At 58.8% G+C, this 18,868-nt stretch carries 18 protein-coding genes and 1 pseudogene; 7 read left to right on the forward strand and 12 right to left on the reverse strand.

Features of this window, described 5'->3' with window-relative positions:
* The first annotated feature begins 138 nt into the window (after positions 1-138).
* Positions 139-1,344, forward strand: a complete 1,206-nt coding sequence (locus BB934_RS30660) for a L,D-transpeptidase family protein (RefSeq protein WP_099513679.1) — start codon at positions 139-141, stop codon at positions 1,342-1,344.
* A gap of 34 nt (positions 1,345-1,378) precedes the next feature.
* Here the strand turns inward: BB934_RS30660 and BB934_RS30665 are convergent.
* Positions 1,379-1,516: pseudogene (locus BB934_RS30665) on the reverse strand (IS110 family transposase); the annotation flags it as partial.
* Between the two features lie 799 nt (positions 1,517-2,315).
* Here BB934_RS30665 and BB934_RS30670 point away from each other — a divergent pair.
* Positions 2,316-2,945: a S24 family peptidase gene (locus BB934_RS30670; protein ID WP_099513680.1), complete on the forward strand. Its 630-nt coding sequence runs from the start codon at positions 2,316-2,318 to the stop codon at positions 2,943-2,945.
* Between the two features lie 668 nt (positions 2,946-3,613).
* Here BB934_RS30670 and BB934_RS30675 read toward each other — a convergent pair.
* Positions 3,614-4,582 (reverse strand): IS5 family transposase, encoded by a 969-nt coding sequence (locus BB934_RS30675; protein WP_099513681.1) that lies wholly within the window; start codon positions 4,580-4,582, stop codon positions 3,614-3,616.
* Between the two features lie 365 nt (positions 4,583-4,947).
* On the opposite strand from BB934_RS30675, the gene BB934_RS51100 reads away from it, so the two are divergent.
* Entirely contained in the window at positions 4,948-5,382 is a 435-nt protein-coding gene (locus BB934_RS51100) for a PilZ domain-containing protein (protein ID WP_157934418.1), read from the forward strand.
* A 108-nt stretch (positions 5,383-5,490) separates the two neighbouring features.
* Here the strand turns inward: BB934_RS51100 and BB934_RS30685 are convergent, their stop codons facing one another.
* The 3 genes from BB934_RS30685 to BB934_RS30695 form a co-directional block, all read right to left on the reverse strand.
* Positions 5,491-6,018, reverse strand: a complete 528-nt coding sequence (locus BB934_RS30685; protein WP_237050498.1) for a tetratricopeptide repeat protein — start codon at positions 6,016-6,018, stop codon at positions 5,491-5,493.
* 174 nt (positions 6,019-6,192) lie between these two features.
* Positions 6,193-6,513, reverse strand: a complete 321-nt coding sequence (locus BB934_RS30690; protein ID WP_099513683.1) for a hypothetical protein — start codon at positions 6,511-6,513, stop codon at positions 6,193-6,195.
* A gap of 89 nt (positions 6,514-6,602) precedes the next feature.
* A complete protein-coding gene (locus tag BB934_RS30695; RefSeq protein ID WP_162299241.1) occupies positions 6,603-8,135 on the reverse strand; it encodes a type II and III secretion system protein family protein in 1,533 nt (510 codons plus the stop codon).
* Positions 8,136-8,582: 447 nt separating this feature from the next.
* Here BB934_RS30695 and BB934_RS30700 point away from each other — a divergent pair, with 447 nt between their 5' ends.
* The 4 genes from BB934_RS30700 to BB934_RS30715 all read left to right on the forward strand — a co-directional run bounded on the left by BB934_RS30700 (position 8,583) and on the right by BB934_RS30715 (position 12,037).
* Entirely contained in the window at positions 8,583-9,341 is a 759-nt protein-coding gene (locus tag BB934_RS30700) for a LuxR C-terminal-related transcriptional regulator (RefSeq protein ID WP_237050499.1), read from the forward strand.
* A 362-nt stretch (positions 9,342-9,703) separates the two neighbouring features.
* Positions 9,704-11,065 (forward strand): TadE/TadG family type IV pilus assembly protein, encoded by a 1,362-nt coding sequence (locus BB934_RS30705; protein ID WP_099513686.1) that lies wholly within the window; start codon positions 9,704-9,706, stop codon positions 11,063-11,065.
* Positions 11,066-11,099: 34 nt separating this feature from the next.
* On the forward strand, positions 11,100-11,675 hold the full coding sequence (locus BB934_RS30710; RefSeq protein WP_157934419.1) for a TadE/TadG family type IV pilus assembly protein: 576 nt from the start codon (positions 11,100-11,102) through the stop codon (positions 11,673-11,675).
* A gap of 92 nt (positions 11,676-11,767) precedes the next feature.
* The gene (locus tag BB934_RS30715) at positions 11,768-12,037 is read left to right on the forward strand and encodes a hypothetical protein (protein ID WP_237050500.1); all 270 of its coding nucleotides are present in this window, start codon (positions 11,768-11,770) and stop codon (positions 12,035-12,037) included.
* Positions 12,038-12,046: 9 nt separating this feature from the next.
* Here BB934_RS30715 and BB934_RS30720 read toward each other — a convergent pair whose 3' ends face one another.
* The 7 genes from BB934_RS30720 to BB934_RS30750 all read right to left on the reverse strand — a co-directional run bounded on the left by BB934_RS30720 (position 12,047) and on the right by BB934_RS30750 (position 18,565).
* Positions 12,047-13,006 carry a type II secretion system F family protein gene (locus BB934_RS30720; protein ID WP_099513689.1) on the reverse strand — a complete coding sequence of 320 codons (960 nt, stop codon included), beginning with the start codon at positions 13,004-13,006 and terminating at the stop codon, positions 12,047-12,049.
* Positions 13,007-13,014: 8 nt separating this feature from the next.
* Entirely contained in the window at positions 13,015-14,016 is a 1,002-nt protein-coding gene (locus BB934_RS30725; RefSeq protein ID WP_099513690.1) for a type II secretion system F family protein, read from the reverse strand.
* Complete coding sequence (locus BB934_RS30730) at positions 14,016-15,509, reverse strand: CpaF family protein (RefSeq protein WP_099513691.1); 1,494 nt, start codon at positions 15,507-15,509, stop codon at positions 14,016-14,018. Before BB934_RS30730 ends, BB934_RS30725 begins: the two co-directional genes overlap by 1 nt.
* 64 nt (positions 15,510-15,573) lie before the next feature.
* Entirely contained in the window at positions 15,574-16,815 is a 1,242-nt protein-coding gene (locus BB934_RS30735) for a CpaE/TadZ family protein (RefSeq protein WP_099514280.1), read from the reverse strand.
* Positions 16,816-16,941: 126 nt separating this feature from the next.
* Complete coding sequence (cpaB, locus tag BB934_RS30740) at positions 16,942-17,730, reverse strand: Flp pilus assembly protein CpaB (protein ID WP_099513692.1); 789 nt, start codon at positions 17,728-17,730, stop codon at positions 16,942-16,944.
* 51 nt (positions 17,731-17,781) lie between these two features.
* A complete protein-coding gene (locus tag BB934_RS30745; protein WP_237050501.1) occupies positions 17,782-18,210 on the reverse strand; it encodes an A24 family peptidase in 429 nt (142 codons plus the stop codon).
* Between the two features lie 178 nt (positions 18,211-18,388).
* Positions 18,389-18,565: a Flp family type IVb pilin gene (locus BB934_RS30750; protein WP_099514281.1), complete on the reverse strand. Its 177-nt coding sequence runs from the start codon at positions 18,563-18,565 to the stop codon at positions 18,389-18,391.
* Between the last annotated feature and the right edge of the window lie 303 nt (positions 18,566-18,868).

Raw genomic sequence — 18,868 nt, forward strand, 5'->3', positions numbered from 1 at the left:
AAAAGCCGACCAACCCGTTTCATTTGGTTCTGCGAGCCCAGAGCCAGCCACTTGTTGCCGCAATTGCCTGCGAATGGCAGATCCACCCTGTTGCTCACGCGATAGGTGCCTTTTGTGCCCCGCAGCCGAAAGCCGCCCATGATCTCCGCGCCCAGATATGCCTTTCTGTCCATCTTGGCCCTCATGGCCGCTGCCCTGATGGGGCAGACCGTGCAGGCTACGTCTGGGTATCCAAAGCACGAGGCTCCTGTCCCGCCAGCAACGGTGACTCTAATGAGGGGGAAGAACACCTCTCCCGCGGAGCCGATGGTGATCCGCATCTACAAGAAGGAAGCGGAACTGGAAGTCTGGAAGCGCAGCGCAGGCGGGCGATATGTTCGCCTCAAGACGTTCCCCATCTGCCGCTGGTCAGGCCAACTTGGGCCCAAGCAGAAGGAGGGCGACCGGCAGACCCCGGAAGGCTTTTATGCGATCACCGCCTCCCAGATGAACCCGAACTCCAAGCACTATCTCTCCTTCGACACCGGGTTTCCCAATGCCTACGACCGGGCTCAGGGGGCCACCGGGTCCGCCCTGATGGTTCACGGAACCTGCTCCTCCGCCGGTTGCTATGCCATGACGGACACAGGCATGTCTGAGATCTATGCCCTCATGCGGGAGGCCTTCAGAGGCGGCCAGAAGGCCGTCGAGTTGCAAGCCTATCCGTTTCGCATGACCGCAGAAAACCTCGTCCGGCACCGCTTGGACCCGAACATCGCGTTTTGGCGCCAGCTCAAGGAGGGCTCCGATCGCTTCGAGGCGACTAGGGAAGAACTCGTCGTGGGTGTCTCGGCGGGGCGATACTCGTTCCGGCCGGCCAAGAGCCCGGAGAGGGAAGCAGAGGTGCTGGCCTACCGGGCCATGGAAGACGATCACATGGCGGTGTTGCTGGAGGAGGGCAGGGCGGCCATCCGGACCACCTATGCCGATGGCGGGCAGCACCCATCCTTCACCGCCTTGTGGCGCCGCGGCGTCTCGCTGGGTGAGGTGAGCCGTCCCGAGGCTCTGGCCTATGCCGGGCTGGAGCATGTGATCACGCCGGAGCGTGCGACACGGCTGGCGTGCTTTGGAACAGGCACTTGCGCGCCCTCTGCTAACGAGGTGAAGACAATATCTCCTCCGGCCGCGGGAGAACAACTCCTGGCAATCGCGCCGTTGGATGGCCCGTCCATGTGGTTGAAGGAGTTGCCGTCGCTGTTCACGTCCGCCCCAGTCGGTGGTGCTCTGATAAGCGTCACACACGACCAGCCGATGATCTTCGGAGCACAGCAAATCGTGCCTACCCGCTTGGCAATGCAGCGTTGACCACCGTTGGCGCCGTTGGGTGGTTCCCGTCCTGACGTGCCTCAACCTGTCCGCGGGAGAGCTTCTGGCGCAGGACAATGGCGCCGCGGGCATCCAGGCCGATCAGGTGGATGCTGTTCTTGCCGATGTCGATCCCGAGGGTGGCAACAGGCTGAAGCGGAGCTGTGGGCATGGCTCAAGTCCTCGTGCTGGGCGCCCCTCCTGAAGGGTGCGCCGGTAAGCACGGCCGGTCCATCCCATTAGCAGACTATCGGTAGTTGGCTAGCTGCTGGGATGACGCGGAATCCTGTTGGCGCTGCGTTCCATAACGTCCCCCTTGTAAGAAATGCGCACCTGTAAGGCTTTGCTGAACCGCAATCCGAGGATTATTGAGAATATCCTAGGGGCCGAAGCGAGGCGGACATAATGATCCGGGTAGACGTGAGGGACTTAAACTCCCTCGGGGCAGGGCCACACATGAAAAAGCTCCCTCCACCAAACGGTCGAGGGAGCAGGTTTTAAGAGGGAACCTATCAATGCGACTTCTCGCTTGAGCAAAAGCTTCCAGGAACGGCTTTGTTCCTGCGACGGGTCATGGCCAGTGGATTACATTCCATCCCTTCGCTGTTCGAGCGCACAAGGATTTGCAGTCCTCGGCGTGACCGCGCCGTAGCGCGGGAAAATGCTTCGCCTGGGGTACAGCGATTGCCCTTGCGGGAGAACGGCGCGGAGGCAGCTATGATCTCTTGGCTTGGCTCTGGGGCCTGGCCCCCACTGCTCCTCATCCAGGCGGGGAGAGACCGGGAAAACGTGCTCATCTCGGCCTCTCCCTCGCCATGGAAAAAAGCGTTCTCAAGTCGACGAGCGCATCGTCCGGAAAATGGGATCCGGTTTTCCGCGCTGAACAATGCGCCAGTTAAGGAAGGAGCATCGGATCGATCCAAAAAAGGGGAGTCATTTTTGGGTCAGATGCTCCAGCGAAGGTTCGTCGCATGTTATCTCACGAGCGCGTCTGGGCTGCTATTGATGCCCTGGCATCACGTCACGGCCTGCACACATCAAGACTAGCGCGCAAGGCCGGTCTCGATGCGACCAGCTTCAACAAATCAAAGCGTGTGAGCCGGAAGGGCCGAGAGCATTGGCCCTCCACAGAATCGATCTCGAAAATCCTGGAAGTCACCGGCACCACCCTGAAGGATTTCCTTCGTCTCATCGAGCCCTCAGGCTCCTTGCGCCGCTCCATGATCCCGCTGATCGGTATGGCGGCGGCGGCCTCTGGCAAGATCTTCACTGAGGACGGCATGCCCGGCGAAGGTCCGGGCCGGGACGCGATCGAGTTTCCCAATGTCGAACAGGAGAAGGTTTTTGCCCTCGCCGTCACGGGCGAGGCCCTGTCTCCGCTCTATCGCGACGGCGATATCCTCATCGTCTCGCCGACAGCGAGCACCCGCAAGGGCGACCGGATCGTCGTGTGCACGACCAGTGGCGAGATCCTGGCCAAGGAACTCAAGCGCCGCTCGGCCAAGACCCTCACAATGACGTCCCTTGCCAAGGACGAGGATCAGGTGATCCCGGCAGAGGAGATCGCCTGGACCGCTCGGATCATGTGGGCACGGCGATAGCTCTTAGCGCATCGTGCGGATCAGGGGATCCGGTTTTCCGCACGATGCGCCAGGATTTCCCTGCCTGGAGGTCCCACCATCTCGCATGGTGTCCGGTGGGCCAGGCAGGAGAGGCCGGAAATGGTGCCGTTTCCGGCCCCTCGGCCCTCACGAAAAAGCTCCCTCGCCAGGGGGGATCTGGGAGGGAGCTTGCTCTCCGGACGGAGATGGATATTGCCGAGCGAAAACCTCAGCGACAGGCCAAAATATCAGCCTCGAATGCCGCGAATTTGGGCTGGCGCGGCTGCAAGTTATTCTCAATATAGCCGCTCATGCCGAGGCATCATTTCGAGGCGGTTTTACTGAATAGGTGCGGCGACGTTCCATAAGCTGACTTGAACAATTTCCGAAACCATCAAATCGCGTTCCATACTTGGCATTCCGCGCACAAAATCGGGGAGGTGGTAGAGGTGGTATAAGCCAAAGGATAGCTTTGGAGCGACCTCCTGAACGGCTAATCTGAGGTCTGCGGCCTCTCATGGCTTGGTCTGTGAGACTGCTCTGATCGCGAGGCCCCGACGCCGGCCGATTGGGAGGTTCTTCAACCCCATCGCGCCGGCGTCGCCTTTTCGGCTGCTCTGTTTCATGGATCGGATTGTGCACGCATTGAATGCATCCGGAGCCCGAATTCAAGTGATGCGGACGGATCTCGGGCGTCCGAGCTCGAGCATGCGGTTCAAGGCGTAAACTGCGATCGCGACCTCTGTCCTGCGACGCCGTTCTGTCCGCGAGCGTAAGCCGTTCCCAATCACTCGTTTAAGCCTGCTGATGGCGGCCTCCACCAGAGCCCGACGCGTGTACCCGGACCTCTTTTGCCAGCCCATGCGTCCATGCTCCGCGATACATTGGAGATGTCGGTCGCGCTGGGTCGGAGCGCTCTCCGCCGTCTCACTCAGCACTGCCGTTGATCGGGGTGGAACGATCACATCAGCATCAGGATGCTGCTTGGCGACAGCGCCGTAAATATCCGCTTGATCGTACGCTCCATCGCCGATGAAGGAGGCGAGTGGACCGGTGATCTGGTTGAGCAACGGCTCGACCTGCGAGCCATCGTCAACATCGCAGTTGGTCAGGTCTGATGCGAGAATCTCTCCAGTCTCAGCGTCAACGCCGATGTGCAATTTCCGCCAGGACCGGCGTCTTTGGGTGCCATGCTTCTCGATCAGCCACTCGCCGGGCCCACACAGCCGCAGGCCCGTGCTGTCGACCAGCAGATGAACAGATCCTCTGGAGCTTGGACATGGCTTTGGGACGTCCAGGGTCTCGGCGCGGCGGCTCAGGGTCGAGTGATCCGGGACTGCCAAATCCAGACCGAGTAGCTGAAGGATTGAGCCGATCAGGCCCTCGGTCTGCCGGAGCGCCAGCCGGAACACCGCCCGCAACGTCAACGCCGTTCTGATCGCCAAAGCCGAATAGTGAGCTTGACCGCCCCGGGTTGTGCGCGGCTCGGCCCGCCAGGCGGCAATGGCTTCCTCAGAGAACCAGACGGTGAGACTTCCCCGCCGGCGCAGGGCAGCATCGTCCTCGGCCCAGTTCGTCACTCGGTGCCGCTGCTTGGGGATATGGTGACGGCGAGCAGCATTGGCTTTGAACGGCACGGCAGAGGTCCAAGATCAGGAGGGCGCAGTCCTCTTATGCCCTCCCGCTTCGGCCGCCAAATCGCCCATTCGTGCAACAAAGCCACGCCGAGGGGGTGATCGAACCTGGCGAGTTCCAGCCGCGCATCGCGTGCCTGAAAGCGCGCAAAGCCCAGGGATGACTTTGAATTTATAGACTTGCGAACCTGTCATCTTCTGTGAGTCCGTTGAGACTGACCGTGGCGGCTTCAGTCAACACTACACGGGCGGATTGGTCGAAATCTACATTCACAGCACTCGGGAGACACGCTTTGTCTAACACCTAATCTTTCAGAGATCTGTTGAATGATGCTACAGATCGGCATGGATGGCGATGGAGGAATCGTGTGGATAGGCGCAATTCAACACGCAAGCGCTCGCTTTTGAATGGGCGCATAGTTTTTAACAATCGTTGCTCGGTTATCGAATGCACTATCAGGGATATCTCCGAAACCGGGGCAAAAATCTTATTTTCTCATCCTACTCCGATCCCGGCGGAATTTGAACTGGATATACCAAGTAAAGGTCCTCCTGTTCGCGCGCGGGTGATGTGGTCCAACGGGAAGGAGTGCGGAGTCCTGTTTGGCGGCAGAACGGAAACATCCGGCGCCTCCCGAGGCACGGACACACAGCAAACACCGGTCGCAAGTTGCAGAACTGAGGACCTCGTTCCACATGAAGTGCAAACAATTCTCAATGAGGCCCGCCAGCGGATCGCTCAACTCTCCGGGGTCCCTGTCGACGCGGTAAAATTAACGGTCGAGATTGGCTCAACTGCGTGACATCAGCGGCTGGTGCCGGTTGGGTAACCTGCGACGCGGCGGCAGTTCTTTCAAAGAAAGTAAGTCCATCGCGCCCGCTGTCGACATATGGAGGAGCCTGGGCAGCGCTCAAGGAGTTAACTGGGTGCGCTTCAAAATTGCAATGTTGTTAGTGATGGTTCGGTTACCGGGGCTGGACGCCTGTGCTTGACGAAACAGACCGCCGGCGCGAGCCGCATCGCCTCGCAACAAATAGGAATAGCCGCGGTTGTTCAACAACTGCGGAGTATTCCCCTTGATTTTGACAGCCTGCTCGTAGGCTCGATCCGCGAGGTCAAACCGGCCCAGCTGATCGTAACTTGCGGCAAGTCCTACCCAGGAGTCACCGTCCTCCGGCATCCGCTCGACAGCAGCCTGGAAATACCGCTCAGCGAGCGCATAATTGCCGCGAGCGAACTGCTCCCGTCCCAATCGTTGTGGCTGGTCGGTGTCGACATATTGTTCCTGGCTAACAGCTCTCCCTTGGCCAGCCTCTTCCGGTCCGTTCATCGACTGACACGCTGCAAGCGCGAGGGTGGCTGCCAAAAGGACGAACTTGATAGAGTGTTTCATTGTTGCCCAACCCTCGGGATATTTCGACAGCAGCTTCACGCCCATCGTTGTCATTATTGCCATGAATATCAGACCGACCTCGTAGTTGAAGATGCTAAATGGCAACAAAACTAGCGAAACTCCAAATCTGGGACGATTGACCCGAACGAATTTTCAGTTAGCGGTGGTCGTGTGACTGCTCGCCGGACCCGTCCCGCATCCATCGGAATCGGAACGAACCTAGCACGTGCCTTCCCCGTTCGACGATGCGCCCTCGCTGCTTCCGCCGCCGTTGCCGTTGTTGCTGGCCTCAGCCACCTTTCCACATCGATAGTTCTCGACCGCACGCTGCATCCGCTGCCCATCGGTTGCAAAATACCGGTTGCGAGAACTTGCCGGCCAAGGATCGATGACATGAGTCACAATGTTCGTTTGCACCGCATTGCCGGCACTGAACGCGATCGTGTTCTTGCGGTCGACGTACTCGCCGCATGCGCTCAGGCAGTAGCTCGCGATAACGACGACAAGCACCGTGCGAGCGGTCTTTGCATACCCGATCATTGTATTCTTCCTCCGTCGCGCTATCGAACTCCCAGTGTCACTCATCTCGGCTGGCCGTCGGTGCTGTCGAGAGTTGTCTTTGGAATGAACTAGTATTTCGCCGTAACAATGCCGGCCGGAGCCAGTCTGGCAACACGCCGCCGTGCGGCTCCCACCGGCACCGTGGTGGGTTCCGACATGATGTGTCCAAACGGTCCCCCGATTATCGCGCCGTTCGCCATGATCCATTGTTGGGTCGGCGAAGAGGTGGAGGAATCGCGCGGCTTCTCGACTTCCGTCTTCCCGGTAAGGAATAGATCAAGGTCGTTGGAGGGCAAAGTGGTGTCGAGCGGTGTTGCGATCATGTCGCCTGGCCTCGCCGGCCTTACGAGGTGCGGAGTGACGATGACCACCAACTCAGTCTCGCGTGACAGAAACTCCGTGCTGCGAAACAGCGCGCCGAGAACCGGAATCGATCCCAACCAGGGAAACTGCTCGATATTGCGCTCGGTGACGTTTTGCAGAAGGCCTGCCAATGCAAAGCTCTGTCCGTCGCGAAGTTCGACGGTAGTTTTCGCCCGGCGCACGGACAGACCCGGTATCGAGATGCCGCCCGTGGTAATGGAAACCGTGGGGTCGACATCGCTGACCTCCGGCTCAAGCCTTAGATTGATCAGGCCGTTAGACAGGACTGTTGGTGTGAAATTCAGTTTCACACCAAATTCTTTATAGGAGACCGTGATCGTCGGGACGCCAGACTGGGTCGTGGATGAGACGGGGATCGGGATTTCGCCACCCGCACGGAACTCGGCGCTGTCGCCCGACATGGCGACGAGATTAGGCTCGGCAAGTCGGCGGACAAGGCCCTTCTGCTCGAGAGCATCGATCGTGACGTCGAGCATTCGCGAGTTGTTGGCGAAGCGGGCAAGGATCGTCGCGAACGGAACAGTCGAGCCGAGAAGCGTATCAATTCCCGGAATGCCCGCGACTGGATCAGCTGGTTGACCACGTCCAATTCGCGCGGCTCGCGTCTGGCCCAAATAGTCCGAGCGGATTCCGAACTCGCGCCCGGCGTTGCGGTTGACCTCGACAAAACGGACCTTCAACATCACCTGTTGCGGCGAGGCAACTCGGGTCGCGTTGATGACGCCCCCCGGAGAATTCGCCCGCGCGATTTCCACCGCCCGATCAACTGTCGGCGCGTCCGCGGCGTTTCCCTCCAGGATCAGCTGGTCGCCACTGCTGCGGACCCGAATGCCGCCCGCGCCAGTCCCAGCAGCAAGTTTCTCGGCGACGCTCCCGGTATCGGGGCCGACATCGACGTCGACCACACCGATAACGCGTCTCGAGTTGTCAAGAACCGAAACGTTGGTCGTGCCGGTCTTCTTGCCCAGGATGTAGAGGCTCTGGTCGCTCAGGGGAATGACATCCGCGATTTCCGCGGACCCGACCAGTACGTCGGTAAAGGGGTATTCCAGGCGAAGCGCCTGGGATTTGTTCACAGACACCCGGACGCGCAGTAGCTTCGCGCGCGGAGCGGTAGTTGCAACCTGGGCGGACACGGGGGTGATGAGGCGAGCACCGGGCGCCAAGAACGGCGCATGTCCGAGTGCGAGTACGGCGCAGGTCGCCGCCAGCGCCAACGTTCTCGACCTACCCATACCGCCCCCAAGCGAAACTATTGAATTTTCTGTTACCTGATTCCTTTATGTCCAAGAATGGTTAACGAAAACTTATGAATGGACCAGAACTGTACGGAAACTCTCGCGCAAAGCAGATTTTATCCGGAGCCAGATCTAGCTATAACTGCTATTAACTTGGATATCCTAGTTTCGTAAAGTAGACCGGGAAGCCAAATGTGTGCTCAAAAAACAAAGTCGCCTACCTTGACTTTACGGGAATTTTTGAATAGCAATTAGGATTATAGTGCCAATGGCCTATAGGATTGCAGTACTATGAGCGTGCATCGGTCACAATGTTGTGTAACCGGGGAACTTTTTAAAGTTAGCGGAAAAGACCTCCGCTGCGACGCGGCGAAGCCGACGGTCGTTTCCAGTTCAGTCACTGACCTCTCATCTGGGGAGGTTCCGGTGCTACCCGCGCAATCCGTCGCGCTCATCGCCGATGCCGATGTTTATTTTCGAATGGCCGTCGGTGCTCTTCTGAGGCGCGAACTCGGCTTCTCCGACGTGATCGAAGTGCCCACATTTGACGAGGCGAAGGAGTATCTTCTTGGACATCCCGAAGCGTCCGTCGCCATTCTGGACCTTTCAATCCCGGATATGAAAGCCGCCGCGGGCCTTCGCATAATCCGCGCGTTGTTCCCGAGGATAAAGTTGGCCGTTACTTCGATCTCGACGTCGAGGCGCGACATTCTTTCGGCGCTGGAAGCCGGCGTCCATGGGTACGTGCCCAAAAACTTGAACGTCGCTGGACTGACATCTGCGCTCCGTCTTGTCCTTGACGGTGCGCTGTATGTGCCACCGATACTGGCCGAGGTGGCGCCACAAATTCCTGAATCGACGATAAGGCTGACCGACATGCGCGTCTTTTCCGATGCAACTGCACGGGGTCAGCTAACTCCTCGCCAAAAGGATGTTCTTGAACTTCTGGTTCAGGGCAAACCGAACAAGGAGATCGCGTCAGCACTCAATCTCGGAGAGGGAACGGTCAAAATTCACCTCGCCGCCATCTTCCGATACTTTGGCGTGAACAATCGCGCGGCGGCCGCAGTGGCCAGCGCACGTCCCCACCCCAGTCGAGATTTTTCGGTTCTGGGCCGCACGGCTAAGGCGGGGCCCATTCCTAGCGAGAGCGCGGGAATGACACCGGTTGCCTTGTCGCTGTAAGTGTCATAGGTGCGCCTTCAGCAAGTTCGTTGGATATTTGCGAGCGCAGCTTCGCCAACCATGAACATGATGTCTCGTATGGTACCCATTCGATCCGGCGAAACGTCGGTGACCAGCAATGTTCACCACACTAGACTCCCCCAAGACCGCATAGGCCATTCGGCCTAGTTGTCTTATGACGGCGTTTCGACAGATAATATTTTCCGATCCAGGTCTGATCGTCGGAACTCGGAACCGTCGCTTCTGCTTCTTAGAGCTTTGACCTTGCTTAGAATTCTATACTTCACATCCAGGATGGCGCCGCGAGCGACGCGCAGGTTCGCAGCCTAAACTGACGACCTAAGGGCACTAGGGGCAGCATCATGAAATCGCTCGAGTTGGTTCGCGAAGGCGCTGTTTGGAAGGCGCTTCGAACTGCTGTCAGATCCTTTGTACGCGATCGAAGCGGCAGTGTTGCAGTGATGGCCGCGCTGGCTATGCCTGTCCTGATCGGCGTCACGGGACTGGGAGTAGAGGTCTCCTACTGGTATCTGACCCAGCGCTCTATGCAGAATGCGGCCGATTCCGCCGCCATCGCAGCCGCCACGAACGGAACCGTGAACTACAGCGCCGAGGCCAAAGCAGCAGCAGCAAAATATGGCTATGTGCATGGGGCAAACAATATCTCGGTCACAGCGTCGAATACAGCACCCTGTCCTTCGGGCGGCGCCAATTGCTACAGCGCGACCATCACCGGGTACGTCCCTTTGTTTCTGTCTCAGGTTGTAGGCTACCGCGGCACCGCGACGGTGGACGGATCGCAACAAACAATGCTGAGCGCGAAGGCTGTTGCGCGGCTTGATCTGATGCCGCGGGAATATTGCATCCTGGCACTCGGGACGAGTGGTATCGCCTTCGGCACCAACGGCGCTCCGAAAGCTGATCTCACCGGTTGCAGCATTATGTCCAATGCTGGCGCCGACTGTAATGGCCACAATCTGGGGGCCGATTATGGTGATGCTGCAGGAAAAAACGAGGGGTGCGGTATCGTCCAGCGCTCGGACGTACCCCCACTGAGCGACCCTTACGCCGGGTTGAGGGACAACCTTCCGGCTGATCCGTGCGGAGGCAAATACCCCCAGATGGGAACAGCAGACTTCCCGGCTGCGAACACGTGGAACGGCACGGTCACTTTGCCTGCGGGACCCAAGAATGTTTGCGGCGACCTGGTGTTGGGGGGCGATGTCACGATCCAAACTCCCGCCGAGGGTGCCATCCTTATAATTTGGAATGGTCAACTCTATACCGGCAAGAAGCCAAGCGGACGCACCATGAGCACCAATAGCGGCTCAGCTCTCACAATCGTGTTCACCGGAACAAACGGCGGCTACATACACAGTCCCAGTGGAGACGGAACCCTCGATTTCGCCGCCCCGACAACTGGCCCCTGGAAAGGCATCGCCATCTATCAGGACCCGAACCTGACAACCGGCGTCGATATCTCGGAAGCCGGAAACACCCCAACCTGGAAGATTACCGGGATGGTTTATCTGCCCCATGCAAGCGTCACGTTGAGTGGCGTAATCAACAAGTCCAGCAACGGCGAATCGTGCTTCGGTCTTGTCGTCGATAACCTCCTTATCAATGGCACGGGCTCCATCTTGTCGACAGGCGGATGCGCCGCGGCCGGCCTCGACCTGCCGACCGGAACCGCCCCGACGGGGCGCGGCACACTGGTCATGTGATGCTGCAATCATGCAACTGCGCGGATCAGTCCTCATGAGTGGCAATCGTTTTCAAGACAGCCGCGACACGTCAGCCGGCGGGGTGTCTTTCTCCCTTTGCCACGATAACCGGGGCGTCGCCGGGATCGAGTTTGCCCTTGTTGCCGGCGCCTTGTGCATTCTGCTGCTCAACGGGATCGAAGTCGCTCGGTATGCTTACACGGTGATGCAAGTCCAGAACGCCGCGCAAATCGGCGCACAGGCGGCCTGGAAGGCATGTGATCCGACCAGGGAACTGCCCGCCACGACCAAGTGTGCGGCGTTGAAGACGGCCGTCGCGACGGCGATCCAGAGCACCACCCTTGGCGCCAACGTCAAGCTGCCGGCGGGTTCTCCCACCGAAGCTTACTATTGCCTCAATAATTCGAATGCGCTGATTCCGGACGGCGGCATCGCCCTTAGCAGCAAGCCAAGTAATTGCAATACGGTGGCGGGGGCACAGGCGGGCGCACCAGGAGATTACATCAAGATTGATGTAACCTACGCGTACCAACCTCTGTTTCTCGACTTCACGGTTGGGCGTCTATTCCCGTCGACCATTAGGAAGACGACGTACATGCGGTTACTCTAAACATGTGTAAGTGTCGGACGAGAGCACTGTCGAGCGATGAGCGTGGTGCAACCGCAATCGAATTCGCACTGATTGCACCGGTTTTCCTGGCAATGGTGCTCGGTATTTTTCACCTCTCGCTCCTGGGATTCACCGTCGCGAACCTGCACTATGCCGTCGAAAAAAAAGCCCGGTGCGATGCCATCTCGGCGGTCTGCCCTGACGCGTCAACATACTACTACGCGCCTGACCCCGAGCCTGTCTTCACCATCAACAAGGGCACAGCCTGCGGCACGTCGGTCAATGCGACAGTCACCTACGAGTTGAATGTATTGATCTATCAAAAGTCCATTCCGCTGTCGGCCGCGGCATGCTTCCCGTGAGGGAGGGGACTAGACCTTCATCACCTGAATGACCGCCGGGGTGATGATGACAGCAAACAGCACGGGCAGAAAGAAGATGATCATCGGAACCGTGAGCTTGGGTGGCAACGCGGCAGCTTTCTTCTCGGCCTCGTTCATTCTCATATCCCGGTTCTCCTGCGCTTGAACACGAAGCGACTGGCTGAGAGCGGTCCCGTATTTCTCCGATTGAATGAGGCTGGTGACGACCCCCTTCACGCCGTCCAGGCCTGTGCGATCGGCTAGGTTTTCATAGGCCTTGCGTCGATCCTGCAGGTAGGACAGCTCGGCGGTTGCGAGAGCGAACTCTTCCGCAAGCTCAACAGACTGCGACCCGATTTCTCCCGAGACCTTGCGAAGCGCGCCTTCGATGCCCATGCCGCTCTCCACACAGATGAGCAGAAGATCAAGGGCATCCGGCCATGACCGGCGGATCGAGAACTGACGCTTCGAGATCTTGTTCTTCAGGTAGATCGCTGGTGCATAATAGCCGAGCCCGGCTGCCGCCATCACTATCGAGAGCTTCACGAAGAATGGATAGTCAAGGCGAAGAATGACGAAGACGTACAACGCCGCCAGAACGAGCATTCCCACAGGAGCGAGCTGGCGGATGGCAAGATAGGCGGTGATCGGCCCCTCGCCGCGATAGCCAGCCATCCGAAGCATCTTGACCGTTTCGCCATTTTCCGTCCCGGCGAGGTTGAGCCGGTCCACGATGAGCTTGTAGAGCCGCTTCGGTTCGGTGCGGAGCGAAATCTGTTTGCTTTGTGCGTTCAGCCGATTTCGCTCGCGCACCCGAATTCGTTCGTTCTCATTGGTGACCTGCACCATCCGCTCTGTAAGATGATCGCGGACGAAATACGGCCAAGCCACGACGAGCACCGCAGCAACCACCGCAACAGCCGCCGACAGCGCGATAAGCATATCCAAGTTGGCCGCGAGCAAATTCATGGCGAGCCTTAGAAGTCGAAGTTGATCATCTTACGCATCATCAGAATGCCGAATCCCATCCAGACAGCAGCGGCAGCAAGGACCGTTTTGCCGATGAAGGTGGTGAACAGCAGCGAGATGTAGTCGGGCGCTGAAAGGTACAGCAGACAGGTGACCACCACCGGCAAAGACCCGATGATCCCGGCGGAGGCTGTCGCCTCGGAACTCATCGCCTTGATTTTTCCCGCCATTTTCTTTCGCTCTCGCAGGACCTTGGAGAGGTTTCCGAGGGCCTCCGAGAGATTTCCTCCGGAGCGACTCTGAAGTGAGATGACGATGGCGAAGAAATTGGCTTCCGCGACGGGGATGCGTTCTGCAAGCCGCTGTACCGCCTGGTCTATCGGAACACCCAACGTCTGATCGTCGAGGATGATCTTGAACTCGCTCCGTACCGGCTCCTTCGCCTCGCTCGCAATCATCTTCAGGCAATCCACGAGCGGCAATCCGGCTTTGACACCGCGCACGATCACGTCCACCGCGTTGGCGAATTCGGCGGTGAAGGCCTTGAATCGTGCGTTCCGCTTCCGGTTGACATAGAGATGGGGTAGGAGCAGACCGCCGGCCGCGCCAAAGCCGATGGCGGGAAGCGAACTGACGCCGAAAAGAGCGAGCGCGACCCCGAACGACATGACAGCGGCAATGACGCAGGCGATAAAATAAGTCTTCTTAGTCCAACCCAAACCAGCCTGCCGCATCCGGATGCCAAGCGAGGGCTTCACCCCTCTCTTCGCCTTTTGCTGTTCTTCGAGATTGCGTAGCGTGGTTTCGATCGAGCGCTTGCGACTGCCCTCCTCGGAACCCACAGCGCGACCAACCGGCCCATCCCAAATTGCGATCGCAGCGAGCCGCTTATCGGCCTCCGAGCGCCCTCCCACGCGAGCGTAGAGCAGAGAAATCACGACGCCGCCAACACATATAGCGGCGAGCACGGCAGCGAGAACCGGAACGAGGTCTGGCGACAAGACCGGCATCACATCGCGACTTTCTCGGCAGCATCGAGCGCCGCAGCAAGGCGCTTCTCCTCGCCATAATAGCGCGCCCTGTCCCAGAAGCGTGGGCGCCCCACGCCGGTTGAGCGGTGCTGCCCGATAACATTACCTTGCGCGTCTTCGCCAAGCATGTCGTAGATGAATAGATCCTGCGTGGTCACGACATCTCCTTCGAGACCGAGAACCTCAGTGATATGGGTTATCCGGCGCGACCCGTCCCGCAGGCGGGCGGCCTGGATAATCACGTCGATCGAGGACACGATCATTTCGCGAATTGTCTTGGATGGCAGTGAATAGCCGCCCATCGTGATCATGGACTCCAGACGGGATAGCGCTTCACGCGGGGAGTTCGAGTGGAGCGTTCCCATTGAGCCATCGTGTCCCGTGTTCATTGCCTGCAACAGATCGAAAGCCTCGGGACCACGCACCTCGCCGACGATAATGCGTTCAGGGCGCATGCGAAGGCAGTTCTTCACAAGGTCGCGCATCGTTACCTGGCCTTCGCCTTCAAGGTTGGGAGGCCGGGTTTCCAGACGGACCACGTGTGGCTGCTGCAGTTGAAGTTCCGCCGCATCCTCGCAGGTTATCACGCGTTCATCGGGCTCGATGTAGGCCGTGAGGCAGTTCAGCAGGGTCGTCTTGCCCGAGCCGGTGCCTCCAGAAATGAGGACGTTGCAACGGACGCGGCCGATGATCTGCAGGATCTCGGCGCCTTCCCTCGAGATGGCGCCGAACTTGACGAGTTGATCGAGCGTGAGCTTATCTTTCTTGAACTTTCGGATCGTCAGGCTCGGGCCATCGATTGCCAGGGGAAACGCGATCACGTTCACGCGCGAGCCATCGGCCAGACGCGCGTCGCAGATCGGGCTCGATTCGTCGACGCGGCGACCGACCTGGCTCACGATGCGTTGGCAGATGTGGAGCAACTGTGCATTGTCGCGGAAGTGGATATCAGTCCTCTGTACCTTACCCCCGACTTCGATGTAGACCGTGTCGGCGCCGTTCACCATGATATCGGCGATGTCATCGCGGGCGAGGAGAGATTCGAGCGGCCCGTAACCGAGGACGTCGTTGCAGATGTCGCGCAGGAGATCATCCTGCTCCGAAATCGACATGACGATCTTCTTCGCCGTCACAATATCGGTCACGATCTCGCCGATTGCGTCGCGGGCCTGGATCACATCCATCTTTGCTAATTGTGAAACGTCGATCGCTTCGATCAATGCGGCGAAAACCTGCGTCTTGAGGAGATAGTATTCATCGGATTTCGGTGCTTGTGGCCGCATCACGGCTGGCGCATCCGGCGTTCGGGGAGCCGTGGGAACAACGGCACGGCTGCGTGCATTCGGTTCCTTCGGTGGCGACGCTTTCCCCGCTGCAATCGGGACTCCCGCCGCCGCATTGACGCTTGCTGCCCGCTGGAGCAGCGGGACCTCGCCTGGCGTTTCACTTGGCTGGCTTCGTTTGCCGAACATGATGGAAGTCCCTTATCGTCTCGTGCATTGGAGCAATCCTGCTCCGTGGTTCGACGGCCGCTTCTCAGCCTGTGTTCGAGCCAAACTTCATCCGCCTCATCATTGAATCGAACAGCCCTTTCCGACGGCGCGGCTTCGGGGTTACGAGGGCGCCTGCCAGTTGCGTGAAGATTTTCGACGCGGGGGCTTTCGCTGACACCTCGGCCACCATCTGGCCGGCGTTCGAGGCTTTTCCGAATAGTTGCGGATCAAATGGGATGCATGCGAGCAGTTCAAGTTGAACGGCTTTGGCAAATTCAGCGGCTTTGATTTCGGGCCGTTTTGGCATGCCGACTTGATTCAAAATTAGCTTGGGTGGCGGATCGTGAGGACGAGCCTGCCTCAGGAATGTGATCAGGCTTTTGGCATTCCGCAGATTGGGCAGATCAGGAATGGCCGTGACGATGATCTCGTCCGCGCCGACCAGCACGTTTCTCGCCCAGGCGTTCCACACGTGCGGCATGTCCAGGAGCAGGTACGGCACGCTCGATTGCGCGATCTCGATCAGCGGATCAACCGCGTTCTCTTCCAAATCATAACATCTGTCGAGGGTGCCCGGCGCGCGAAGCAGACTGAAATGGTCGCCGCATTTGGCAAGCAGGCGGTCGAGCAGGACCTCATCCAATCGTCCCGCGTCCTCGATAGCCTCTGCGACACCCTGCCCTGGGTCGAGCTTGAAATCCAGGCTCGCCGTGCCAAACGCCAGGTCCATATCCGCGAGCACAACATCGGACGCGACTTGCCGCGCGATCGTCCATCCCACGTTATGCGCAATCGTCGAGGACCCCACTCCACCCTTGGCGCCCACGAACGCGAATGCCTGTCCGAGCTTTGCCGTTGCGGGCTCGCTGTAGATCCCCGAAATGGCAACGATCAGGGAGATCGGGTCGATGGGTGCGAGCAGATAGTCGCTGATCCCGCGCCGTGTCAGCTCGCGATAGAAATGCACGTCGTTCGCATGTCCGATCGCCATCACTTTGGTGCCTGCGTCACAGACGCTGGCCAGCCTGTCGAGTTCGGAAAGGAACGCCTCAGGAGGCGATCGGCTCTCGATGACGATGAGCTGGGGCGTCGACTTCTCCTGGTAGAAGACCGCGGCAGCGGCGATCCCGCTCTGCTGAACGGTGACATGAGCGCGCGACATGAGACGATCGGCGGCCGCACTCGTGATGACATCCACAATATCCGGGGTGTCGCAAAACGCATGGACGGTGATGTAGGGGATCCGCGTTGCCTCACGGCGGTGCGAATGGTCGGAAGGCGTCATCGCGTCGAGCCGCTTTGCGATTGATTGCCACGGAGCCGTGACGGGATCGAGAGGCTCTGATGTCATCGTCGATACATGCTTATTCATTTTACGCTTACTCTGTCACAATACTCTCGGCGCCATCCATCATTGAATGATCGTGCCTTCGCTACGCACCTTGACGTCTTCGCTCTTTCCACCTCGGAAAACGCGCACGTTGACACTGCTCTCCCGCGCTGCCAGTGGATTTTCGTCGAGATCCGCAATCGAGCGCAGGGCTAAAGAAAGGGTGCCGGCAGCCTGAGCCGAGGAAATGATTTCCGCATCACCCGGGCTCAGTTCCAGCGTCGCCGTCTTGCCCACTACGACCAACTGCCCCTTGGTTTCATCAGCCTTCTGATCGACCGCTAGGACGCGGACATTGCGGAGAAGGGTCCGGCTTGTGTGCACGGGCCTTCCCTCGTCTGAGCTGGAGACGTTCTGTATCACGTCAACCCGATCGTTGGGCAGGATGAAACCGCCGGCTGTGCTTTCGGCAGAGACGCGGATGGCCACCGCCCGTTTGCCGGGCGGCAGCATGGCGGCGAGCATCCCGGCCGCGCCGCGTGCAATCTTCTCTTCACGGATAGGTTCACCGGCGACGAAATGGCTCCGCACGAGAGCGCCGGTGAATGAGGTCAACGCGTCCGGCTTGACTTCGCGGTTGATGAATTCAGCACTCAAGGAGTCTTTCGGCCAAGACTGCCAGCGCATGCTCTTTTCTTCGAGCGGCTGTCCCTGAACCAGATCGCCAGACGCGACCAGTATCTCGACTGTTGTTTTTACAATCGGCGCGGCGGGCGCAACCGCGGCTTCGCGTGACCTGCTGGACAGCACCAGCCAACCGGCAAGGCCGCCGGCTCCGATGGCGATGATGAGAATGATGGCACGAAGCATGGTCGAAGATCCCGTCATTGATTGAGGGAAGGGAACTCTACGGCGGCCACGTCAAGTGAGCACTTTCATCCAGTGGGTCGCCGGAAAGATGAAGAGCGCTGCCGATGCGATCGCGACCCCGTAAGGAACACCGGTCTCCGGTGCATGCAGCCGCATGATCCAGGGCACTGTGAGGCATTGCGCGGGCAGGACCAACAAACGGAACTGAAGAAGTGCGATCGTCAGGATTCCGCCGAACAATGCCGTATAGAGAACGTAGGCGAGCGCATGATCCGCCCCGAGCCACAACACGATCACAGCCGCGAGTTTGGCATCGCCACCGCCGATCCAGCCAAAGCCAAACATAACGAACATGCCGATCAGAACGCCCGCGGCGATGATGGTGCTCCACCCGATATCTACCCATCCGGTGCTGGAGAGCGGGGCAAAAACCACATAACTCGCAAGAAGAAAAAGAACGAGTCCGTTCCGGATCTTCATTGTCACGAGATCGGCTGCGCCCGCGCACACCACCCCGGCGACGAAGCATAGACATGGGGCATAAGTTGCGACGGGGAACGTACTCATTCACAAGCTATTTGACTAGATTCGCTTTCGCTATTCGGTGACTAGGGGAAACGGAGATCTGACGCCTCCGCTTCCTCTCTGTCGACGAGCCTTATAGCGCCACCTTCCCCAGTTCGATTCCGATCGTATTGAAGACAAGGGTCAATTTGTCGCCAACTGTTACCAAGACGGTAATGATAACGACCGAGACGAGACCGGCGATGAGGCCGTATTCGATGGCGGTCGCGCCCGATTTGTCTTTCACAAAACGCGTTACAAGAGACTTCATGATGTTTGATCCTTGGATGGAATTGCGCTGCTGGCCCCGCAGCCTCGGCACAAGTCCCACGATCTGGATTGTGGAAAACCAGAGCACTAGCCCTTGTGTTGCCTCATTCTGGCTATTTTGGATTACTGAGTCGATTCGGCCTAATGGCCTAGACCATTGTGATCCGCATCCCCTAAATGGCCTAGGCCGTCTGCCGACCTCAGGTTGCGGTCGGCCGGGCATCGATAACATTTGCTCGTCCGAGTTGATCTCAAGAGAGAAGTCAACTGCGAACTTTCACGTATAGCGTCGGATGGCGCTCTC

Origin of the sequence: Microvirga ossetica (genome assembly GCF_002741015.1) — a bacterium.
Classification (GTDB): domain Bacteria; phylum Pseudomonadota; class Alphaproteobacteria; order Rhizobiales; family Beijerinckiaceae; genus Microvirga; species Microvirga ossetica.

Excerpts from the sequence above, each read along its gene's own strand:
- BB934_RS30705 (WP_099513686.1), top strand. The coding sequence starts at position 9,704 with ATGAAATCGCTCGAGTTGGTTCGCGAAGGCGCTGTTTGGAAGGCGCTT.
- BB934_RS30725 (WP_099513690.1), bottom strand. The coding sequence starts at position 14,016 with ATGCCGGTCTTGTCGCCAGACCTCGTTCCGGTTCTCGCTGCCGTGCTC.
- BB934_RS30730 (WP_099513691.1), bottom strand. The coding sequence starts at position 15,509 with ATGTTCGGCAAACGAAGCCAGCCAAGTGAAACGCCAGGCGAGGTCCCG.
- BB934_RS30685 (WP_237050498.1), bottom strand. The coding sequence starts at position 6,018 with ATGGGCGTGAAGCTGCTGTCGAAATATCCCGAGGGTTGGGCAACAATG.
- BB934_RS30735 (WP_099514280.1), bottom strand. The coding sequence starts at position 16,815 with ATGACGCCTTCCGACCATTCGCACCGCCGTGAGGCAACGCGGATCCCC.
- BB934_RS30690 (WP_099513683.1), bottom strand. The coding sequence starts at position 6,513 with ATGATCGGGTATGCAAAGACCGCTCGCACGGTGCTTGTCGTCGTTATC.
- BB934_RS30745 (WP_237050501.1), bottom strand. The coding sequence starts at position 18,210 with ATGAAGATCCGGAACGGACTCGTTCTTTTTCTTCTTGCGAGTTATGTG.
- BB934_RS30670 (WP_099513680.1), top strand. The coding sequence starts at position 2,316 with ATGTTATCTCACGAGCGCGTCTGGGCTGCTATTGATGCCCTGGCATCA.
- BB934_RS30750 (WP_099514281.1), bottom strand. The coding sequence starts at position 18,565 with ATGAAGTCTCTTGTAACGCGTTTTGTGAAAGACAAATCGGGCGCGACC.
- BB934_RS30710 (WP_157934419.1), top strand. The coding sequence starts at position 11,100 with ATGAGTGGCAATCGTTTTCAAGACAGCCGCGACACGTCAGCCGGCGGG.
- BB934_RS30720 (WP_099513689.1), bottom strand. The coding sequence starts at position 13,006 with ATGAATTTGCTCGCGGCCAACTTGGATATGCTTATCGCGCTGTCGGCG.
- cpaB (WP_099513692.1), bottom strand. The coding sequence starts at position 17,730 with ATGCTTCGTGCCATCATTCTCATCATCGCCATCGGAGCCGGCGGCCTT.
- BB934_RS30660 (WP_099513679.1), top strand. The coding sequence starts at position 139 with ATGATCTCCGCGCCCAGATATGCCTTTCTGTCCATCTTGGCCCTCATG.
- BB934_RS30715 (WP_237050500.1), top strand. The coding sequence starts at position 11,768 with ATGGTGCTCGGTATTTTTCACCTCTCGCTCCTGGGATTCACCGTCGCG.